Source organism: Alcaligenes faecalis, from assembly GCF_002443155.1.
Lineage (GTDB): Bacteria > Pseudomonadota > Gammaproteobacteria > Burkholderiales > Burkholderiaceae_B > Alcaligenes > Alcaligenes faecalis.
On sequence record NZ_CP023667.1, the window covers coordinates 3,474,518 to 3,491,293 of the forward strand.

The 16,776-nt window shown below is 56.2% G+C and carries 21 protein-coding genes and 1 tRNA gene; 16 read left to right on the top strand and 6 right to left on the bottom strand.

Annotated features, from left to right (window positions below; genetic code table 11):
* Positions 1 to 19: 19 nt before the first annotated feature.
* From hisH to tatC, 9 genes are all read left to right on the top strand, one after another.
* Positions 20 to 667, top strand: a complete 648-nt coding sequence (gene hisH / locus CPY64_RS16140) for an imidazole glycerol phosphate synthase subunit HisH (protein ID WP_042485734.1) — start codon at positions 20 to 22, stop codon at positions 665 to 667.
* Positions 668 to 744: 77 nt separating this feature from the next.
* Complete coding sequence (gene hisA / locus CPY64_RS16145) at positions 745 to 1,485, top strand: 1-(5-phosphoribosyl)-5-[(5-phosphoribosylamino)methylideneamino]imidazole-4-carboxamide isomerase (protein WP_042485730.1); 741 nt, start codon at positions 745 to 747, stop codon at positions 1,483 to 1,485.
* A complete protein-coding gene (hisF, locus tag CPY64_RS16150) occupies positions 1,482 to 2,273 on the top strand; it encodes an imidazole glycerol phosphate synthase subunit HisF (protein WP_042485727.1) in 792 nt (263 codons plus the stop codon). Before hisA ends, hisF begins: the two co-directional genes overlap by 4 nt.
* Positions 2,273 to 2,677, top strand: a complete 405-nt coding sequence (gene hisI, locus CPY64_RS16155; protein WP_042485724.1) for a phosphoribosyl-AMP cyclohydrolase — start codon at positions 2,273 to 2,275, stop codon at positions 2,675 to 2,677. The genes hisF and hisI overlap by 1 nt, the downstream gene beginning before the upstream one ends.
* Positions 2,674 to 3,027: a phosphoribosyl-ATP diphosphatase gene (locus CPY64_RS16160; RefSeq protein WP_021447244.1), complete on the top strand. Its 354-nt coding sequence runs from the start codon at positions 2,674 to 2,676 to the stop codon at positions 3,025 to 3,027. The genes hisI and CPY64_RS16160 overlap by 4 nt, the downstream gene beginning before the upstream one ends.
* An 83-nt stretch (positions 3,028 to 3,110) precedes the next feature.
* Positions 3,111 to 3,479: a histidine triad nucleotide-binding protein gene (locus CPY64_RS16165; RefSeq protein ID WP_026483636.1), complete on the top strand. Its 369-nt coding sequence runs from the start codon at positions 3,111 to 3,113 to the stop codon at positions 3,477 to 3,479.
* Positions 3,480 to 3,491: 12 nt separating this feature from the next.
* Positions 3,492 to 3,725: a Sec-independent protein translocase subunit TatA gene (tatA, locus tag CPY64_RS16170; RefSeq protein ID WP_003805401.1), complete on the top strand. Its 234-nt coding sequence runs from the start codon at positions 3,492 to 3,494 to the stop codon at positions 3,723 to 3,725.
* 22 nt (positions 3,726 to 3,747) lie between these two features.
* A complete protein-coding gene (tatB, locus tag CPY64_RS16175; protein WP_042485721.1) occupies positions 3,748 to 4,239 on the top strand; it encodes a Sec-independent protein translocase protein TatB in 492 nt (163 codons plus the stop codon).
* Complete coding sequence (gene tatC / locus CPY64_RS16180) at positions 4,236 to 5,003, top strand: twin-arginine translocase subunit TatC (RefSeq protein ID WP_042485717.1); 768 nt, start codon at positions 4,236 to 4,238, stop codon at positions 5,001 to 5,003. Before tatB ends, tatC begins: the two co-directional genes overlap by 4 nt.
* Before the next feature lie 263 nt (positions 5,004 to 5,266).
* Here the strand turns inward: tatC and CPY64_RS16185 are convergent, their stop codons facing one another.
* Positions 5,267 to 6,436 (bottom strand): S1C family serine protease, encoded by a 1,170-nt coding sequence (locus CPY64_RS16185; RefSeq protein WP_042485714.1) that lies wholly within the window; start codon positions 6,434 to 6,436, stop codon positions 5,267 to 5,269.
* 25 nt (positions 6,437 to 6,461) lie between these two features.
* On the opposite strand from CPY64_RS16185, the gene CPY64_RS16190 reads away from it, so the two are divergent.
* A complete protein-coding gene (locus CPY64_RS16190; RefSeq protein ID WP_042485711.1) occupies positions 6,462 to 7,238 on the top strand; it encodes a Nif3-like dinuclear metal center hexameric protein in 777 nt (258 codons plus the stop codon).
* Between the two features lie 181 nt (positions 7,239 to 7,419).
* Here the strand turns inward: CPY64_RS16190 and mscL are convergent, their stop codons facing one another.
* A complete protein-coding gene (gene mscL / locus CPY64_RS16195; protein ID WP_042485708.1) occupies positions 7,420 to 7,875 on the bottom strand; it encodes a large conductance mechanosensitive channel protein MscL in 456 nt (151 codons plus the stop codon).
* Positions 7,876 to 8,001: 126 nt separating this feature from the next.
* Here mscL and petA point away from each other — a divergent pair, with 126 nt between their 5' ends.
* The 5 genes from petA (at position 8,002) to CPY64_RS16220 (ending at position 12,126) form a co-directional block, all read left to right on the top strand.
* Positions 8,002 to 8,646 carry a ubiquinol-cytochrome c reductase iron-sulfur subunit gene (gene petA, locus CPY64_RS16200; protein WP_035269839.1) on the top strand — a complete coding sequence of 215 codons (645 nt, stop codon included), beginning with the start codon at positions 8,002 to 8,004 and terminating at the stop codon, positions 8,644 to 8,646.
* 50 nt (positions 8,647 to 8,696) lie between these two features.
* Positions 8,697 to 10,085: a cytochrome b gene (locus tag CPY64_RS16205; RefSeq protein ID WP_042485705.1), complete on the top strand. Its 1,389-nt coding sequence runs from the start codon at positions 8,697 to 8,699 to the stop codon at positions 10,083 to 10,085.
* Between the two features lie 19 nt (positions 10,086 to 10,104).
* The gene (locus CPY64_RS16210; protein ID WP_080723769.1) at positions 10,105 to 10,959 is read left to right on the top strand and encodes a cytochrome c1; all 855 of its coding nucleotides are present in this window, start codon (positions 10,105 to 10,107) and stop codon (positions 10,957 to 10,959) included.
* Positions 10,960 to 11,085: 126 nt separating this feature from the next.
* Entirely contained in the window at positions 11,086 to 11,694 is a 609-nt protein-coding gene (locus tag CPY64_RS16215) for a glutathione S-transferase N-terminal domain-containing protein (RefSeq protein ID WP_042485699.1), read from the top strand.
* Positions 11,695 to 11,700: 6 nt separating this feature from the next.
* On the top strand, positions 11,701 to 12,126 hold the full coding sequence (locus CPY64_RS16220) for a ClpXP protease specificity-enhancing factor (protein WP_042485696.1): 426 nt from the start codon (positions 11,701 to 11,703) through the stop codon (positions 12,124 to 12,126).
* A 177-nt stretch (positions 12,127 to 12,303) separates the two neighbouring features.
* Here the strand turns inward: CPY64_RS16220 and cysW are convergent, their stop codons facing one another.
* Genes cysW through cysP form a run of 3 tightly spaced genes read right to left on the bottom strand, consistent with a single transcriptional unit; the run spans position 12,304 to position 15,044 of the window.
* A complete protein-coding gene (gene cysW, locus CPY64_RS16225) occupies positions 12,304 to 13,149 on the bottom strand; it encodes a sulfate ABC transporter permease subunit CysW (RefSeq protein WP_042485692.1) in 846 nt (281 codons plus the stop codon).
* Complete coding sequence (gene cysT, locus CPY64_RS16230; protein WP_042485689.1) at positions 13,146 to 14,036, bottom strand: sulfate ABC transporter permease subunit CysT; 891 nt, start codon at positions 14,034 to 14,036, stop codon at positions 13,146 to 13,148. The genes cysW and cysT overlap by 4 nt, the downstream gene beginning before the upstream one ends.
* Before the next feature lie 3 nt (positions 14,037 to 14,039).
* Positions 14,040 to 15,044, bottom strand: a complete 1,005-nt coding sequence (gene cysP / locus CPY64_RS16235) for a thiosulfate ABC transporter substrate-binding protein CysP (protein WP_042485687.1) — start codon at positions 15,042 to 15,044, stop codon at positions 14,040 to 14,042.
* A gap of 247 nt (positions 15,045 to 15,291) precedes the next feature.
* Between cysP and CPY64_RS16240 the strand changes: the two genes are divergently transcribed.
* Positions 15,292 to 15,367: transfer RNA gene (locus tag CPY64_RS16240), tRNA-Thr, on the top strand.
* Positions 15,368 to 15,523: 156 nt separating this feature from the next.
* On the opposite strand, the gene CPY64_RS16245 is transcribed toward CPY64_RS16240, so the two are convergent.
* A complete protein-coding gene (locus tag CPY64_RS16245) occupies positions 15,524 to 16,657 on the bottom strand; it encodes an alpha-hydroxy acid oxidase (protein ID WP_042485684.1) in 1,134 nt (377 codons plus the stop codon).
* Between the last annotated feature and the right edge of the window lie 119 nt (positions 16,658 to 16,776).

Genomic DNA, 16,776 nt, shown 5'->3' on the forward strand with positions numbered 1-16,776 from the left:
CGTCCTTCGGACACACATCGTGACCACTATCGCTATTGTCGATTACGGTTCGGGCAACATCTTCTCGGTTGCCCGAGCACTGCATGCCGCCGCACCTGACGCGCGCATCATTCTTGCTCAAACCCCTCAAGCCATTCTGGATGCGGACCGGGTTGTCTTACCCGGCCAGGGCGCCATGCCCGATTGCATGGCCCACCTGGACCAATCCGGTTTGCGCGATGCCTTGCTGACAGCCGCCCGCACCAAGCCCTTATTGGGCATTTGCGTAGGCGAACAAATGCTGTTCGATTCCAGTCAGGAAGGCAATGTCCCCTGTTTAGGTCTGATTCCCGGCCAGGTACGCCGTTTTGAGGGCCCGAACTACAAAAGCAGCGACCACGCCTCCGGCTCCGGGCTGAAAGTGCCCCATATCGGCTGGAACCGCGTACACCAGACTCAGGATCATCCCTTATGGGCTGGTATTGAAGATGGCGCGTTCTTTTACTTTGTACATAGCTACTTTGTCGATCCGCTGCATATAGATCAAACTTGTGGTTCGACGCACTATGGCCAACGCTTTACCTCGGCGATAGCAAACGCTAATATTTTTGCGTTGCAATGCCATCCTGAGAAAAGCGCAGACAACGGCCTGCAACTGTTCCGGAATTTCGCCAACTGGAAGCCATGATTTTTCAAGCAAGCTTCCCGGCGTTGTTCTGACTTTTTCCGACCCAGTATTTCTTACGTTTTTTACGGCTAAAGACCATGCTTTTGATTCCCGCCATCGACCTTAAAGACGGGCGTTGTGTGCGCCTTCGCCAGGGTGACCTGGACGATGCCACTATTTTCTCGGATGATCCGGCCAAAATAGCAACACAATGGCTGGAACAAGGGGCCCGGCGCCTGCATCTGGTGGACCTGAACGGCGCTTTTGCCGGCAAGCCCAAGAACAGCGAAGCCATCAAATCCATTATTGCTGCCATCGACGGTGAGATTCCCGTGCAGATCGGCGGTGGTATTCGCGATCTGGACACCATCGAGCGCTACCTGGACGCTGGCATGAGCTATGTCATTATTGGCACCGCCGCCGTCAAGAGCCCTGGTTTCCTGCAAGACGCCTGCAGCGCCTTTCCTGGCAACATCATTGTTGGCCTGGACGCCCGTGATGGCAAAATCGCCACCGACGGCTGGAGCAAGCTGACCCGCCATGACGTACTGGATCTGGCCAAGAAATTCGAAGACTACGGCTGCGAGTCCATTATCTACACTGATATTGGCCGCGACGGCATGCTCACTGGCGTGAACATCGAAGCCACCGTCAAGCTGTCCCAGCACGTGAAGATTCCTGTCATCGCCTCGGGCGGTGTTACCAACCTGAAAGACATCGAAGACCTGTGCGAGGTTGAGCACGAAGGCGTTGAGGGTGTCATTTTGGGTCGCAGCATTTACGAAGGCACCCTGAATTTTGCCGAGGCGCAAACCTTCGCTGACGAGTACCAGGCATGAGCCAGGACGTCGCCAACGAATTAGCCTGCCGCATCATCCCTTGTCTGGACGTGACCGCTGGCCGCGTGGTCAAAGGGATCAACTTTGTGGATCTGGTCGATGCCGGTGACCCGGTCGAGATCGCCCGCAAGTACAACGACCAGGGCGCCGACGAGCTGACCTTTCTGGACATTACGGCCACCTCGGACAACCGTGATCTGATCCTGCCCATCATCGAACAGGTGGCCAGCCAGATCTTCATCCCCCTGACAGTGGGCGGCGGTGTGCGCGAAGTGGCCGATATCCAGCGCCTGCTCAATGCTGGTGCGGACAAGGTTTCCATTAACAGCGCCGCCATCAGCAACCCGGATCTGGTGCGTGCCGCCAGCGATCACCATGGCAAGCAATGCATGGTCGTGGCCATTGACGCTCGCCGCGTCAGTGCTGAAAACGAAGCACCGCGCTGGGAAGTCTTTACCCACGGCGGTCGTCGTGGAACCGGCCTGGACGTGGTGGAATGGGCAGCCCGCATGGCCGAATACGGCGCAGGCGAACTGCTGCTGACCAGCATGGACCGCGACGGCACCAAATCCGGCTTTGATCTGGAACTGACCCGCGCCGTATCCGAGGCGGTCTCCGTTCCCGTTATCGCCTCGGGCGGTGTGGGCGGCCTGCAAGACCTGGCCGACGGCGTGATCAAGGGCGGCGCCAGCGCCGTACTGGCCGCCAGCATCTTCCACTACGGTCAACACACTATTGCCGAAGCCAAGGATTTCATGGCTGCGCAAGGTATTCAGGTGCGACGCTAATGGCAGACTTACCGGCATGGCTGGCTGAAATCCGCTTTGATGAACAAGGTCTGATCCCGGCGATTGCGCAGGACCAGGCCACGGGCAAGATCTTGATGGTCGCCTGGATGAACCAGGAGTCCCTGCAAGAAACCGTCAGCACCGGCCGTGCCGTGTACTGGTCGCGTTCCCGCCAGCGCCTATGGCGCAAGGGCGAGGAATCCGGCCATGTGCAGCACGTCAGCGACTTGCGCCTGGACTGCGACGGCGATGTTATTTTGCTCAGCGTGGAACAGATTGGTCAGATTGCCTGTCATACGGGTCGCGAAAGCTGCTTTTATCGCCAGCTGCAAGGCCAGAGCGATCAAGCACAATGGGTGGCGGTTGACCCCGTCCTGAAAGACCCGGAGCATATTTACCGATGAGCGAACAACCTACTGTCGAGACCATCCTCGATCATCTTGGCCGTACCTTGAAGTCCCGTTTGCCGGCACAAGGCGGGGACCCATCTTCCTCCTACGCCGCCAAGCTGCTGGCCAAGGGACCGGATGCATTCCTGAAGAAAATCGGGGAAGAAGCAACCGAGCTGGTCATGGCTGCCAAGGATGAAGAACGCGAGCGCATCGTCTACGAAACGGCAGACCTGTGGTTTCATAGCCTGGTGGCACTCACTTACTACGGTCTGGAGCCCCGCGATGTCCTGACAGAACTGCTGCGCCGCGAAGGTACATCAGGCCTGGAAGAAAAAGCTTCGCGCCCTAAGGATCAGGTGTAATTCTGTCATTTAGACGCGCTACACTGTCCTGATACCTAGATTTTTGGCACTTGCCCAGCAAGTGCCTCGCTACCGAGGTTGTTATGAGCGAGAACTGTCTGTTTTGTAAAATTGCTGCCGATCAGATCCCGTCCAAGAAAGTGTACGAGGACGAGGACTTTCTGGCATTTCACGACATCAACCCAGCTGCACCTATCCATATCCTGGTAATCCCCAAGAAACACGTCGTGTCCATGCAGGACGTATCAGGCCAGGATAGCGAATGGTTGGGTAAAATGATGGCTTTGGCACCTTCCCTGGCCGCAAAGGCTGGTTGTCGCCCCGGCCCAGAAGGCGGTTTCCGCATTGTCATCAACAACGGTTTGGATGGCGGGCAGGAAATCAACCATTTACACATGCACATCTTGGGCGGTGAGCGCCCATGGCAACAACGCGCAGCCATGGCTGCTTAAGGGAGATACATTATGGGTAGCTTTAGCATTTGGCACTGGCTGATCGTTCTGGTCATCGTTGCCCTGGTTTTCGGCACCAAGAAACTGCGTAACATCGGCTCGGATCTGGGCGGTGCAGTCAAAGGTTTTAAAGAAGGCATGAAAGACGTGGGTGAAGAAGAAAAAACACCCGAAAGCGTCAGCCAGCGCGCTGCCGATCCCCAAACGATCGACGTGCAGGCCAAGGAAAAATCCGATCGCGCCTGATCCCCTTCTTGTGTGAGTCTGAATGTTTGATGTCAGCTTTAGCGAACTGCTCCTGATTGGAGTAGTCGCCCTGATCGTCATCGGTCCCGAACGTCTGCCTAAAGTAGCGCGCACTGTCGGCCACCTGCTTGGCCGCGCGCAGCGCTACGTCAACGAGGTCAAGACCGATATCCAACGCGAAATCAATCTGGATGAGGTGAACAAGCTCAAAGACCAGATGGAGGACGCTGCGCGCTCGGTACGCAGTTCGGTCGAAGACACGGGCAAAAGCATAAGCCAGCCTCTGACTGAAGCTCGCGACACCCTGCAAAATGCGTCGGAGTCCGCGCGCAAGGCCTTCTCGGACAAACCCGATAGCGCCACTGCAACGCCCGACGCCGCTACTACAGAACCGGCTGCCAGCCAGCCGAGCACGGATGCAGCCGCCCCGCCAGCGCCCAGCGCGCCGGCCAGTGACGACGCTCCCCGTCCTACGGATGCTCCCGCCCACCCCGCTAAAGGACCCACGGCATGAGCACCGACGCGCCTCAAGAAGATACCTTCATCTCCCACCTGGTCGAGCTGCGCACACGCCTGCTGCGCGCGGTCATTGCCGTGGTCGGGATTTTTATCGTGCTGTTTACGTACCCGGGCGCTTCGGCCATTTATGATGTGCTGGCCCAGCCCATGATGAGTTCGCTGCCCGAGGGCACACGCATGATCGCCACCGGGGTGATTACCCCGTTCATGGTGCCGGTCAAAGTGACGCTAATGGCAGCCTTTGTGCTGGCCTTGCCCGTCGTGCTGTATCAGGCCTGGGCCTTTATTGCCCCCGGCCTGTATAACCACGAGAAAAAACTGGCCCTGCCCCTGATCATGACCAGCACCTTGCTGTTCATTGCCGGGATGGCCTTTTGTTATTTCGTGGTGTTTCGCACGGTCTTTCATTTCATCGCGTCTTTTGCTCCGCAATCGATTACGCCCGCACCAGACATCGAAGCCTATCTTGGCTTTGTCATGACGATGTTCCTGGCCTTTGGCATCACCTTTGAAGTGCCCATCGCCGTCATCTTGCTGGTGAAAACCGGGGTTGTAACCGTTGCAAAGCTGCGCGAGATTCGTGGGTATGTCATTGTCGGCGCTTTCGTCATTGCCGCCATCGTGACACCGCCCGATGTGGTCAGCCAGATTCTGTTGGCCGCTCCGCTATGCATCTTGTACGAACTGGGCATTCTGGCCGCCAGCATGCTCAAGAAGCGAGAAGCGGAAAGCAGCGAAGGGCGCGAACTGGACTTGTAAAAAGCACAGACGGCACATCCGCCGCAGGTCGCTCAGACCCGAAAATGACTCTCTTGCCTTGCTCCGAACGGAGCAGCCAGAGAGCCATTTTTTTGGTACCTTGCCAAGCCCTTTGCGCCACTACGATCTGCAAGCCAGCGTAGCCAAATGCAAACCGCTCAAGTTACCAGCACATCCGTACCACCGTGCACTGCCAGGGCAGTCATGAACACCGCCCTAGCCGCTTCAAAAACTCCCTGCAGGTCCGAAGGAGGGCTTGCCCCTTACTTGCGCACCTGAGGCCGCATACCGACCTTAACGGGAACATCCAGTTCCTTGCCATCACGCAGTACCCCCAGCGTGACGGTCTGGCCGGGTTGCACGGGGCCAATCTGATTGAGCAGACCAATTGAATCGGCCACTTGCTGACCATTCAAACGCAGCACAATATCCCCCACCTGCAGATGCGCCTCGGCCGCCGGACCATGGCGCTGCACACTGGCAATGATTACGCCGGCATCACTCTTTAGCTTGAAGGATTTGATCAGGTCCGGAGTGATGTCTTGCGGTTCCAGGCCCAGCCAGCCCCGCGTCACTTCCCCATTGCGGATAATCTCGTCCATGATGGCCAAGGCGGTAGAGGCAGGAATCGCAAAGCCAATCCCTAAAGAGCCGCCAGTCTCGGAGTAGATAGCCGTATTGATGCCCACCAGACGCCCTACGGCGTCCACCAGGGCACCACCAGAGTTACCCGGATTAATGGCGGCATCCGTCTGGATAAAGTTCTCGTAAATATTGATACCCAGGCGATTACGTCCCAAACCGGACACAATGCCCATGGTCGTGGTCTGCCCCACCCCGAACGGATTGCCGATCGCCAGGACGACATCACCCACCTGCAATTGGCCTTGCGCCTGAGTCTGAATGACGGCCAGCTTGGGCAGGTCGACCTTCAACACCGCCAGATCGCTTTCCGGGTCCGAGCCAATCAAGCGCGCCTTGGCCTGACGCCCGTCCGCCAAGGCCACCTCGATAGCATCAGCCGCTTCAATCACGTGGTAATTGGTCAGGATATAGCCCTGGTCGTGTACGATCACGCCCGAACCCAGGTTGATCGTGGAGCGGCGGCCCATCAGGTCTGGCAGCTCGCGAAACAGACGCTGCAGATCGGGATCTTCCAACAGGGGAGAATTGCCTTCCAAATGCTTGCTGGTGTACACATTAACGACAGCAGGCGCGGCACGGGTGACGGCCAAGGCATAAGAGACAGGCCCCTCTTGCACGACGGGCGTCAGGATAGTGGAAGGCACGGGCGCAGGCAGGACCACCGTATTGGTAGAGCGGGCGGGCGCTTCAGGTGTCCCTATCCACTGCGGTCGCAACGTCACCACAATAAAAAAACCTGCCAAACAGATCGTCACCGCTTGAGCAAACACTAGCCACAATCGACTCATAGCACTCTTTCAGATAAGGATTTCCATGACTCAGGTTTCAACGGCCGAACTGGCCAGCTGGCTCAATAGCACCTTGGATATCGCCCGTTTCAAGGACTACTGTCCCAATGGGCTCCAGGTCGAAGGCAAGCCATACATTGGCAAACTCGTCACCGGTGTGACGGCCTCGCTGGCATTGATTGATGCGGCTATTGCCCGCCAGGCGGACGCAATTTTGGTACACCACGGCTGGTTCTGGAAAAACGAGAACCCATGCATTGTTGGCACCCGAAAAACTCGTATCGAACGCGTCCTGTCGCATCAGCTTAACCTCTTGGGCTACCACCTGCCGCTGGATGCGCACCCCGAGTTTGGCAACAACGCGCAATTGGCCCGGCAATTGGGCATCGAGGTACTTCGCGACGCAAACGGCTTGGCACAAACCTGTGGTCCGGACGGCCTGGTCTGGCTGGGCGAACTACCAGCCCCCGTTTCACTGGAAACATTCGGCCTGACAGTTTGCAATAACTTACAACGCAAACCACTGATTGTTGGCGATTTACAACGGAAAATCCGCCGAATAGCCTGGTGCACAGGAGGGGCTCAGGGCTTTATTGATAGTGCCGTTGCGGCACAGGCTGATCTTTACATCAGTGGGGAAGCCTCGGAGCAGACCTTCCATAGCGCGCAGGAAAACAATATTGCCTTCATGGCTGCCGGTCACCACGCCACCGAGCGCTATGGTGCCAAGGCCCTGGGCGAAGAAATTGCGCGCCAGTTTGGTATCGAAGTCGAGTTCATCGACCTGGACAACCCGATCTGATTTCATCAAAAACCCGCACATATGACCTTGAACAAGCTTTAAAGCGCCACAGGCTAGACAAGCCCAGGCCATGAAAGGCTAAAATCAGGCATCCGGCGCGGACAAACTTGACCCTGCCGGTGGGTTTACATAAACAAAAAGGTGCCGAAAGGCACCTTAAAGCTTTGATTGGTTTGGGCTTTTATTTTTTCAGCGAATCTCTGATCTCACGCAGCAACAGCACGTCTTCAGGGGTTGGTTCGGGTACGGCTTCCGCGGCCTCGGCCTTGGCCACAGTGGCACGCATACGGTTAATCATCTTGACCATGCAAAACACCACGAAGGCCAGCAAGATGAAGTTGATCAAGATGGTCAGGAAGTTACCCCACGACAAAACAACAGCACCGGCCGCATTCAGAGCTTCCAGGGTTTCTGGGCCAGTAAAGCCCTCAGGTGTACGCAAGACCGTGAACTGGTTGGTAAAATCCACTTCGCCGCCAAGGATGAAACTGATGACGGGCATGACGATGTCTTTTACCAGCGAGTCGATAATCTTGCCGAAAGCAGCGCCAATAATGACACCGACCGCAAGGTCCATCATGTTGCCCTTAACTGCGAACTCCCGGAATTCGTTCAGGAAACCTCGAGCCTTGTTCATATGTTCACCTTTGATCAAGTTATGCTGCGCTGGGTAACGCGTATAATGTGCGGTTGAATAATATACCCAGGCCCAAATCCGTAAATTGTGGTATTGCCCGAGTCGGGCAGGAATAAGGATACTAGAATGAGTCAGAATACGACACAGCCCGATGCCATAGGCGCGGTTGATTTCAATCTTCCGCCCGATCCTTCGCGCCGCACCTGGGTCGCCACCGCCTGTGCATTAGGTGGTGTCGCTGGTGTGGCGACAGCTGTTCCCTTTGTCAGCTCCTTTGCTCCTTCCGAGAAAGCAAAAGCGGCCGGCGCTCCCGTAGAGGTTGATATCTCTGGTATCGCCCCCGGTCAGATGCGCACCGTGGAATGGCGCGGGAAACCCGTCTGGATTCTGCACCGCACCAAAGAGCAGCTGGACGCACTGCCCAAGCTGGACAGCCAGCTGGCCGACCCTGACTCGGATCGCCCCGGTTACACCCCTGCGTACGCCAAGAACGAATACCGTTCGCGTCGCCCTGAAATCTTTATCTGTATCGGTATCTGCACCCACCTGGGTTGCTCCCCGACCCCGCATCTGGCTGCTGGCGCTGGCGCTGGTCTGCCCGGTGGTTGGGAAGGCGGCTTTCTGTGCCCCTGCCACGGCTCCACGTTCGACCTGGCCGGCCGCGTCTACAGCAACAAGCCTGCTCCAGACAATCTGGAAATCCCGCCCTACGAGTTCTCGGCTGACGGCACGATGGTTACCATCGGCGTAGACGAAAACAACAAGGCCTAAGGCGGCTGTAACCCAATACGTACTATTTAAAAAGATAAAGGAGCCGTTTCATGGCTGGCGAGAAAACCGTCGAAACGACAGGACTCTTGGGATGGATTGACAGGCGCTTCCCCCTGACATCCATGTACAAAGAGCACATGTCAGAATATTACGCGCCGAAGAACTTCAACTTCTGGTATTTCTTTGGCTCCCTGGCACTGCTAGTGCTGGTTATCCAGATCGTGACGGGTATTTTCCTGGTCATGAACTACAAGCCTGATGCCAAGCTGGCCTTTGAGTCGGTTGAATACATCATGCGTGAAGTGCCCGGTGGCTGGATCATCCGCTACATGCACTCCACAGGCGCTTCCATGTTCTTCGTGGTGGTGTACCTGCACATGCTGCGCGGCTTGTTCTACGGTTCTTACCGCAAGCCACGTGAACTGGTCTGGATCTTTGGCGTTGCCATTTTCCTCTGTCTGATGGCTGAAGCCTTCATGGGCTACCTGCTGCCATGGGGCCAGATGTCCTACTGGGGCGCCCAGGTGATTGTTAACCTGTTCTCGGCCATTCCTTTCATTGGTCCTGACCTGGCTATTTTCATCCGTGGTGACTACGTGGTGTCCGACGCCACCTTGAACCGCTTCTTTGCTCTGCACGTGATTGCTGTGCCTCTGGTCCTGCTGGGTCTGGTTGTGGCTCACCTGATCGCTCTGCACGAAGTGGGTTCCAACAACCCCGACGGTATCGAAATCAAGCAAGGCCCCAAAGACGCTCAAGGTCGTCCTTTGGATGGCATCCCCTTTCACCCCTACTACTCGGTGCACGACATTCTGGGTGTGGCTGGCTTCCTGATTGTGTTTGCCGCGATTGTGTTCTTTGCCCCTGAAATGGGCGGCTACTTCCTGGAGTTCAACAACTTCAGCCCTGCCGATGCACTGAAGACTCCTCCGCACATTGCTCCTGTCTGGTACTTCACGCCTTTCTACTCCATGCTGCGTGCCACGACTGCCGACTTTACCTGGGTTCTGGCCGGTGCTTCCGTGCTGGGTGCTCTGGTGCTGTTCGTCAAAGGCAAGCTGCCCGGTATCTGGCGCCTGGTCGTACCCGCTGTCCTGATCGCTGTCGCTGTGCTGCTGCGTGTTATCGACGCCAAGTTCTGGGGCGTGGTGGCCATGGGTGGTACGGTCGTGATCCTGTTCTTCCTGCCTTGGCTGGATAAATCGCCTGTGAAGTCGATTCGCTACCGTCCTACCTGGCACAAAGTGCTGTACGCGATTTTCATCATCAACTTCCTGATCTTGGGTTACCTGGGCACGCAGGCCCCGAACGACTTGTTCAACCTGCTGAGCCAGATCGGTACGGTGATCTACCTGGCCTTCTTCCTGCTGATGCCAGTATGGAGCCGCATGGGTACGTTCAAACCCGAACCTGATCGCGTGACTTTCCGCCCTCACTAGGCCCCCAACACGAAACGGAATGACCATGATTAAGAAACTGCTTGGCGCTCTGGCCTTGTCCCTTACCTGCACGGTGGCTGTGGCCGCCGAAGGTGGCTATGCCCTGGAGCGCGCGCCCGACCGCATGAATGACATGGCGGCTTTGCAAAATGGCGCAAAACTGTTTGTGAACTACTGTCTGAACTGTCATAGCGCCAACTCCATGCGCTACAACAAGCTGACAGACATCGGCCTGACCGAAGAAGACATCAAGAAAAACTTGCTGTTCTCCTCGGACAAGGTGGGTGATCTGATGAAGATCGCCATGACCCCGGAAATGGGCAAGAAGTGGTTTGGTGCCGCTCCTCCGGACCTGTCCGTGATTGCGCGTGCCAAGTCCACCAACCTGGGTCCTAGCGGCGCAGACTACATCTACACCTACCTGCGCACGTTCTACCGTGACGCATCCCGTCCTACAGGCTGGGATAACCTGGTTTTCCCAAGCGTGGGTATGCCTCACGCCATGTGGGAGCGCCAAGGTGGCGTGACCTTGCACCGCACGACCGTGGCCCAGGAAGCCAAGGACGATGGCAGCAAGGAATGGGTCAAGACTGTGGCCACCTACGATCCAGCCGGCTTCTCCGACGTCAAGAAAGAAGTATTGGCCGATTACACCGGCCATGCTACTGACACCGTCAAGCTTGAGCCTGTTAACGCCAAGGCTGCTGCCAAGTACGACAGCGACGTGGCCGACCTGGCCAACTTCATGGACTGGATGGCAGAGCCTGTGCAGCTGGAGCGCAAGAAGATCGGTGTAGGCGTGATCCTGTTCCTGCTCTTGTTCTTTGCCGTTGCATGGCGACTGAACAGCGTTTTCTGGAAAGACATCAAGTAAAACGCTATGCTAGACGGGCAGGCCTAACTAGCCTGCCCGGCTTTTTATTGTTAAAACCCCTTGCAGGGTTTTAAATTCTGAGCCGTGAGGCTCTTGTTTTTATTTCTACGACTGGAATCTCCTACCATGATGGTGCTCTACTCTGGAACAACTTGCCCATTCTCACAGCGCTGCCGTTTCGTGTTGTTTGAAAAAGGCATGGATTTCGAGATCCGCGACATCGACTTGTACAACAAGCCTGAAGATATCGCCGTCATGAACCCCTACGGACAGGTGCCAATCCTGGTAGAACGTGACCTGATCTTGTACGAATCGAACATCATCAATGAGTACATTGATGAGCGTTTCCCGCATCCTCAGCTGATGCCTGCGGACCCCACGATGCGCGCTCGCACACGCCTGTTCCTGTACAACTTCGAAAAGGAACTGTTTGTGCACGTGGCCGCCCTGGAAGACCGCCGCAATGCGGATGCCAAGGCACAGGACCTGGCCCGTCAGCAAATCCGCAACCACTTGTCGCAGCTGGCTCCGATCCTGCTCAAGAACAAGTACATGCTGGGCGAAGAGTTCTCCATGCTGGACGTGGCGATCGCTCCCCTGCTCTGGCGCCTGGACCACTACGGTATCGAACTGCCCAAGAGCGCCGCTCCTGTGCAAAAGTACGCCGAGCGCGTGTTCTCGCGTCCTGCTTACATTGAAGCACTGACTCCTTCCGAAAAAGTCATGCGTCGCTAATCCATTATGCAAGAAACCTCGACCAAGCCTTACCTGCTGCGCGCCCTGCACGAATGGTGTTCCGACCACGGCTACACACCTCATATCGTGGTGACGGTAGACGCCAACACCGTGGTTCCACGCGGCCATATTCAGGATGGACAGATCACCCTGAATATCGGGCATCTGGCCACCAATGGCCTGATCCTGGGCAACGACTACATTGAATTCCAGGCCCGCTTTGGCGGCGTGACGGAAGACATTTTCGTTCCCGTGGCAGCCGTGTCGGCCATCTACGCACGCGAAACAGGTGCTGGTATGGGTTTTGAAGTAGTGGAATCCGAGCCTTACGCTGAAGACGAGGCGCAAGATGCAGCTCCTGAAGCGGCACCGGAAACGCCCGCTGCCAAGAAAGACGCTGACAAGGTCTCGCACCTGAAAATCGTCAAATAAGGCGCGTTCGACGCAGACAAAAATAGAGCCCCGCATGGGGCTCTATTTTTTGGTCTACTTGTTAACAAGTATCCGAACGCTGGCTTTGGCAGATCAGTATCAACTGCTAAAGGCTCCTCAGGGAGTAGTCAGTCTTCTAAAGCCACTGAGATATTGCCCCCACACCCAATCCGCCATTTACCCTTGTACCGCTTCTTCCTGATTGCGGCGCCGTCCAGCCGCCACACGCCACTCCAGCAGGCTCTTGAGCATCACGGACACAATGGCAAATACTGCCAGCAGCGCCGCTGCTGTAAAGGCTGCAGCGGCCTTGTTATCGTTGTTCAGCTGATCCACCAGCAAGGACAAGGTCAAGGTCTGATTCATGATGGTGCCAGACACCACGGACACCGCGCCGAACTCGCCAATCGCGCGAGCATTGGTCAGCACCACGCCATAGAGCAGGGCCCATTTAATATCCGGCAACGTGACGTGCCAAAAGATCTGCCAACCATTAGCTCCCAGACTAAGAGCCGCTGCCTGCGCGTCCGAGCCTTGCGCTTGCATGATAGGAATCAGGATACGGGCCACATAGGGCGTGGTCACAAAGATCGTGACCATCAGAATCCCTGGCCAGGCAAACATCAGCTGAATGTCGCGTGCGCTTAGCCATTGCCCTAGGGACGACTCCACGCCGTAGACCACCAGATAACACAGACCCGCCACCACTGGCGATACCGCGTAAGGCAAATCCACCAAGGTACTGAGCAGACGACGACCACGGAACTCATAATGCGTCAGACACCAGGCCAGCAGAATGCCAAAGACCATGTTCAGAGGTACCGTCAGCACCGCTACAAACAAGGTAAGCCCAATGGCATGCAGCATGTAATCCTCTTGCAGATTGCTCCACAAGGCAGGCAAACCGTCGCCCAAAGCTTTGGAGAAAATCAGTATCAGGGGGACCACCAGCAAACCCAGCACCAAGGCAATGCCCAAGGCCAGAATCAGACGATCAGCCATGCTTTTAGGCGTTTTTCTCATGGCGCCCTCCGCTGCCAGCCCAACAAACGGTTCTGCACCAGCTGCAAGGTGAACAGCAGCAGCAAGGAGGCGATCAAGATTACCGAGGCAATCGCAGCCGCGGCCGGATAGTTGAACTCTTGCAGACGCACAAAAATCATCAGGGACGACACTTCAGTTTTGAAGGGGATATTGCCCGCAATCATGATGACGGCGCCAAATTCACCCAAACTACGAATAAAGGCTTGGGAAGCCCCGGTCACCAGAGCGGGAATCAACGGAGGAAACACCACTTTGCTGAAGGTCTGCCAGCCATTGGCACCCAGTGTGTGGGCAACCTCTTCGTACTCGGCCCCCAGCTCTTCAATCACGGGCTGCACAATACGCACCACAAAGGGCAAGCTGGTGAACGTCATGGCCAGCACAATACCGGGGTACTGATAAGCCACCTTCCAGCCCTCCGGCAGAAACTGGCCAAACCAGCCGCCAGGCACAAACAGCGTCGCCAGGGTCAAACCCGCCACCGAAGTTGGCAAGGCAAACGGCAGATCCACCAAGGCATCAATCAGACGACGCCCCGGAAACTCAAAGCGTGTAATGATCCAGGCAATGATGAACCCCACCACACTGGCGATCACGGTGGAGTAAAAAGCAGCACTGATCGTGACCTGATAACTGCTGACAACGCGCTTATCAGTCACCGCACGCCAATAATCGGCCAGGCTCATGTCACTGACGTACATGAACAAGGCCGACAAAGGCAGCAGCACAATAATGGACAGGTACAGGACGCTAAAGCCAAAGCTCAATCCAAAACCCGGCATGACGGGGCGGCGCAGAAAGAAGATGGGCTTTAGCGCAGTCTTCGCCCCGGAATCCTGCGCCCCGCCCACAAGAGTACGACTCATGAATTACTTGGCCAGCAACTGGTCCAACACGCCGTTTGCGGCAAAGTGACGGCTTTGAATGTCAGTCCAGGAACCCAGAACGTCGGTAGGATTGATCAGCTTGACCGGCGCATACTTGGACTCGAATTCCTTGGCCACGGCAGGGTCCGTCACACGGTAGTTGAAGCCAGCCAGCAGGCGCTGAATCTCGGGGGTGTACTGGAACTTCAGGTATTCGGTTGCTTCCTTGCGGGTGCCCTTCTGGTCAACCACACGGTCCACCACGGCGACAGGGAACTCGGCCAATACGCTGACAGGTGGCACCACCACTTCCAGCTCGCTGCCCTTGAACTCGTCGCTGGCAGCGATATTGATCACTTCAGATTCAAAGGTCAGCAACACATCGCCCTGACCGTTCTGGGCAAAAGCGACCGTCGCGCCACGACCACCCGTAGGGAAGCTCTCTACATTACCCAGCACCTTGCCGACAAACTCCTTGATCTTGGCCTCGTCACCGCCGAATGCTTCGTTGGCATACAACCAGGAAGCCAGGTAGGTGTAGCGAGCATTGCCCGAGGTCTTGGGGTTCGGGAACACCAGCTTCACGTCGTCACGCACCAGATCATCCCAGGACTTGATGTTCTTGGGATTGCCTTTGCGCACCAGGAAAGCAATGGTGCTGTAGTAAGGCGAGCTGTTGTTCGGGAATTTAGAGGCCCAATCCTTGGCAACTGCACCGCGCTCGGCCAGGAACTCAATATCGGTGACCTGGTTGAAGGTCACGGTATCAACTTTCTTGCCCTGAATAATGTCCTGAGCCTGACGGGAAGTACCGGCAAACGACTGGTCAATCTTGATGTCTTCGCCTGTAGTCGCTTTCCAGTGTTCGACAAACTTGGGGTTGATCGCCGCAAAGGTCTCGCGTGCCACGTCAAACGAGGCGTTCAGCAAAGAAACCTGGGCACTGGCTGTGCCACCCAGCAAAGACGCCAACAACAAGGCAGAGCCAACAACAGACTTCAATTTCATGGTGTTCCCCAAAGTTCCCGGACGCGGCCTTCGGAGCCCGTCACTGATGTTCAATCGCGTGCTATCTATATAAGCACAGCTTGGATAGATCAGATTATGGGTAGGGGAAAAGGCATTTAAAACGACATTTTCATCATGCTCTTATAACCAGAACCTATCTATTGGCTGAGCGTGTGCGTCTTGGGACGCAACGATATTTTTCTGGTGATTGCTTCTTTGCAAAAAACCCGGCTATAATTGTCAATTCGCCGGCTTAGCTCAGTTGGTAGAGCAGCGCACTTGTAATGCGAAGGTCGAGGGTTCAACTCCTTTAGCCGGCACCACGAATAAAATAGAACGCCAAGCTTTCAAAAAGCTTGGCGTTCTATTTTTCTACGATCCGGATCTTGGCCTTTACTCAGGCGAAAGCGTCTCCTTTCACAAGCCACACCCCCACAAGGTAAATTTCCCGCTGCTGATTGCAGCGCTTATCTAACAGGCTACTCAGTAGAGGATACAAGACATTGGGCCAAATCTGCCGGGCATGAAGCCCCCAGTAGAACCATCGTCCGCTCCAGTTCCTGGGCTACCAGTCCCAGCACCTGCGCCACTCCCTGCTCGCCGCCTTGCGCTAAACCATAAGCAACGGCACGCCCCAGGAATGCACCCGTCGCTCCACAAGCGATGGCCTTGGCGACATCCGAACCCCGCCGAAAACCGCTGTCGATAAATACCGGCATCTGCGTTTTGACGATATCCATGATCTGCGGGAGCACACTGATTGTTGAAGGTGCGCAGTCCAGTTGTCGGCCACCGTGGTTGGAGACGATAAGCCCATCGACGCCATAATGCAGCGCCTGACGTGCATCTTCGGGATGCAGAACACCCTTGATCAATACGGGGCCATCCCATTTTGAACGCAACCAGGAGACATCGTCCCAAATCAAACGGCGATCCATGCTCCGCGCCAGCAGTGCCGCCTGCGCCTGGGCGGAGCTGGCCCCCTCTGTCGGCATCAGGTTGACGAACTGGGGTTGGCCGGCCAAGGCCTGACGCCACAGCCAGCGAGGCTGCGACGCCATGTCCAGCAACAAACGCGGACCAGGGCGGAAGGGCAATTTGAAGCCATGACGTATGTCTTTTTCTCTGTAGCCGCCTACAGGCACATCTACGGTCAAAACCAGAGCCTCGAAGCCGGTCTGGCGGGCGCGATCCAGAATGGAATTGGCCATGCCCCTGTCCTGCATCACATACAGTTGCATCCAGCATGGGCCTGCGCAGGCTTCGCGCACTTGCTCCAAAGGACTATTGGAGGCAGTAGACAGGATGTATGGCAAGCCCGCCTTGCCTGCGGCACGTGCGGCGTGCAGATCTCCACGAGGACGTACAACATCAATCAGGCCAACAGGAGCAACGCCAAAAGGCGCTGACCATCGCCGTCCAAAGACTTCTATCTCGGTTGAAAGCGCTGAAGTATCACGCAGACTGCGTGGCGCTAGAGTCAGAGCCTGCAAATCGGCCTGATTGCGAGCCAGACAAAGCTCGTCTTCTGCTCCACCCGCTACATAGTCATAGACAAAACGTGGCAGACTGCTTTGAGCCGCTAACTGAAAATCCTGAATGTTGAGCCGCATGATGCCAGCTGTCTCCCACCTGATGCCGGGCGTTCAAGACCCGATTCAATTTAATTGTTTAAGCATCAAGTATATGACTGAAAACGCTGCGCTATGCGAAGAAAACACGCCTGTCTCTG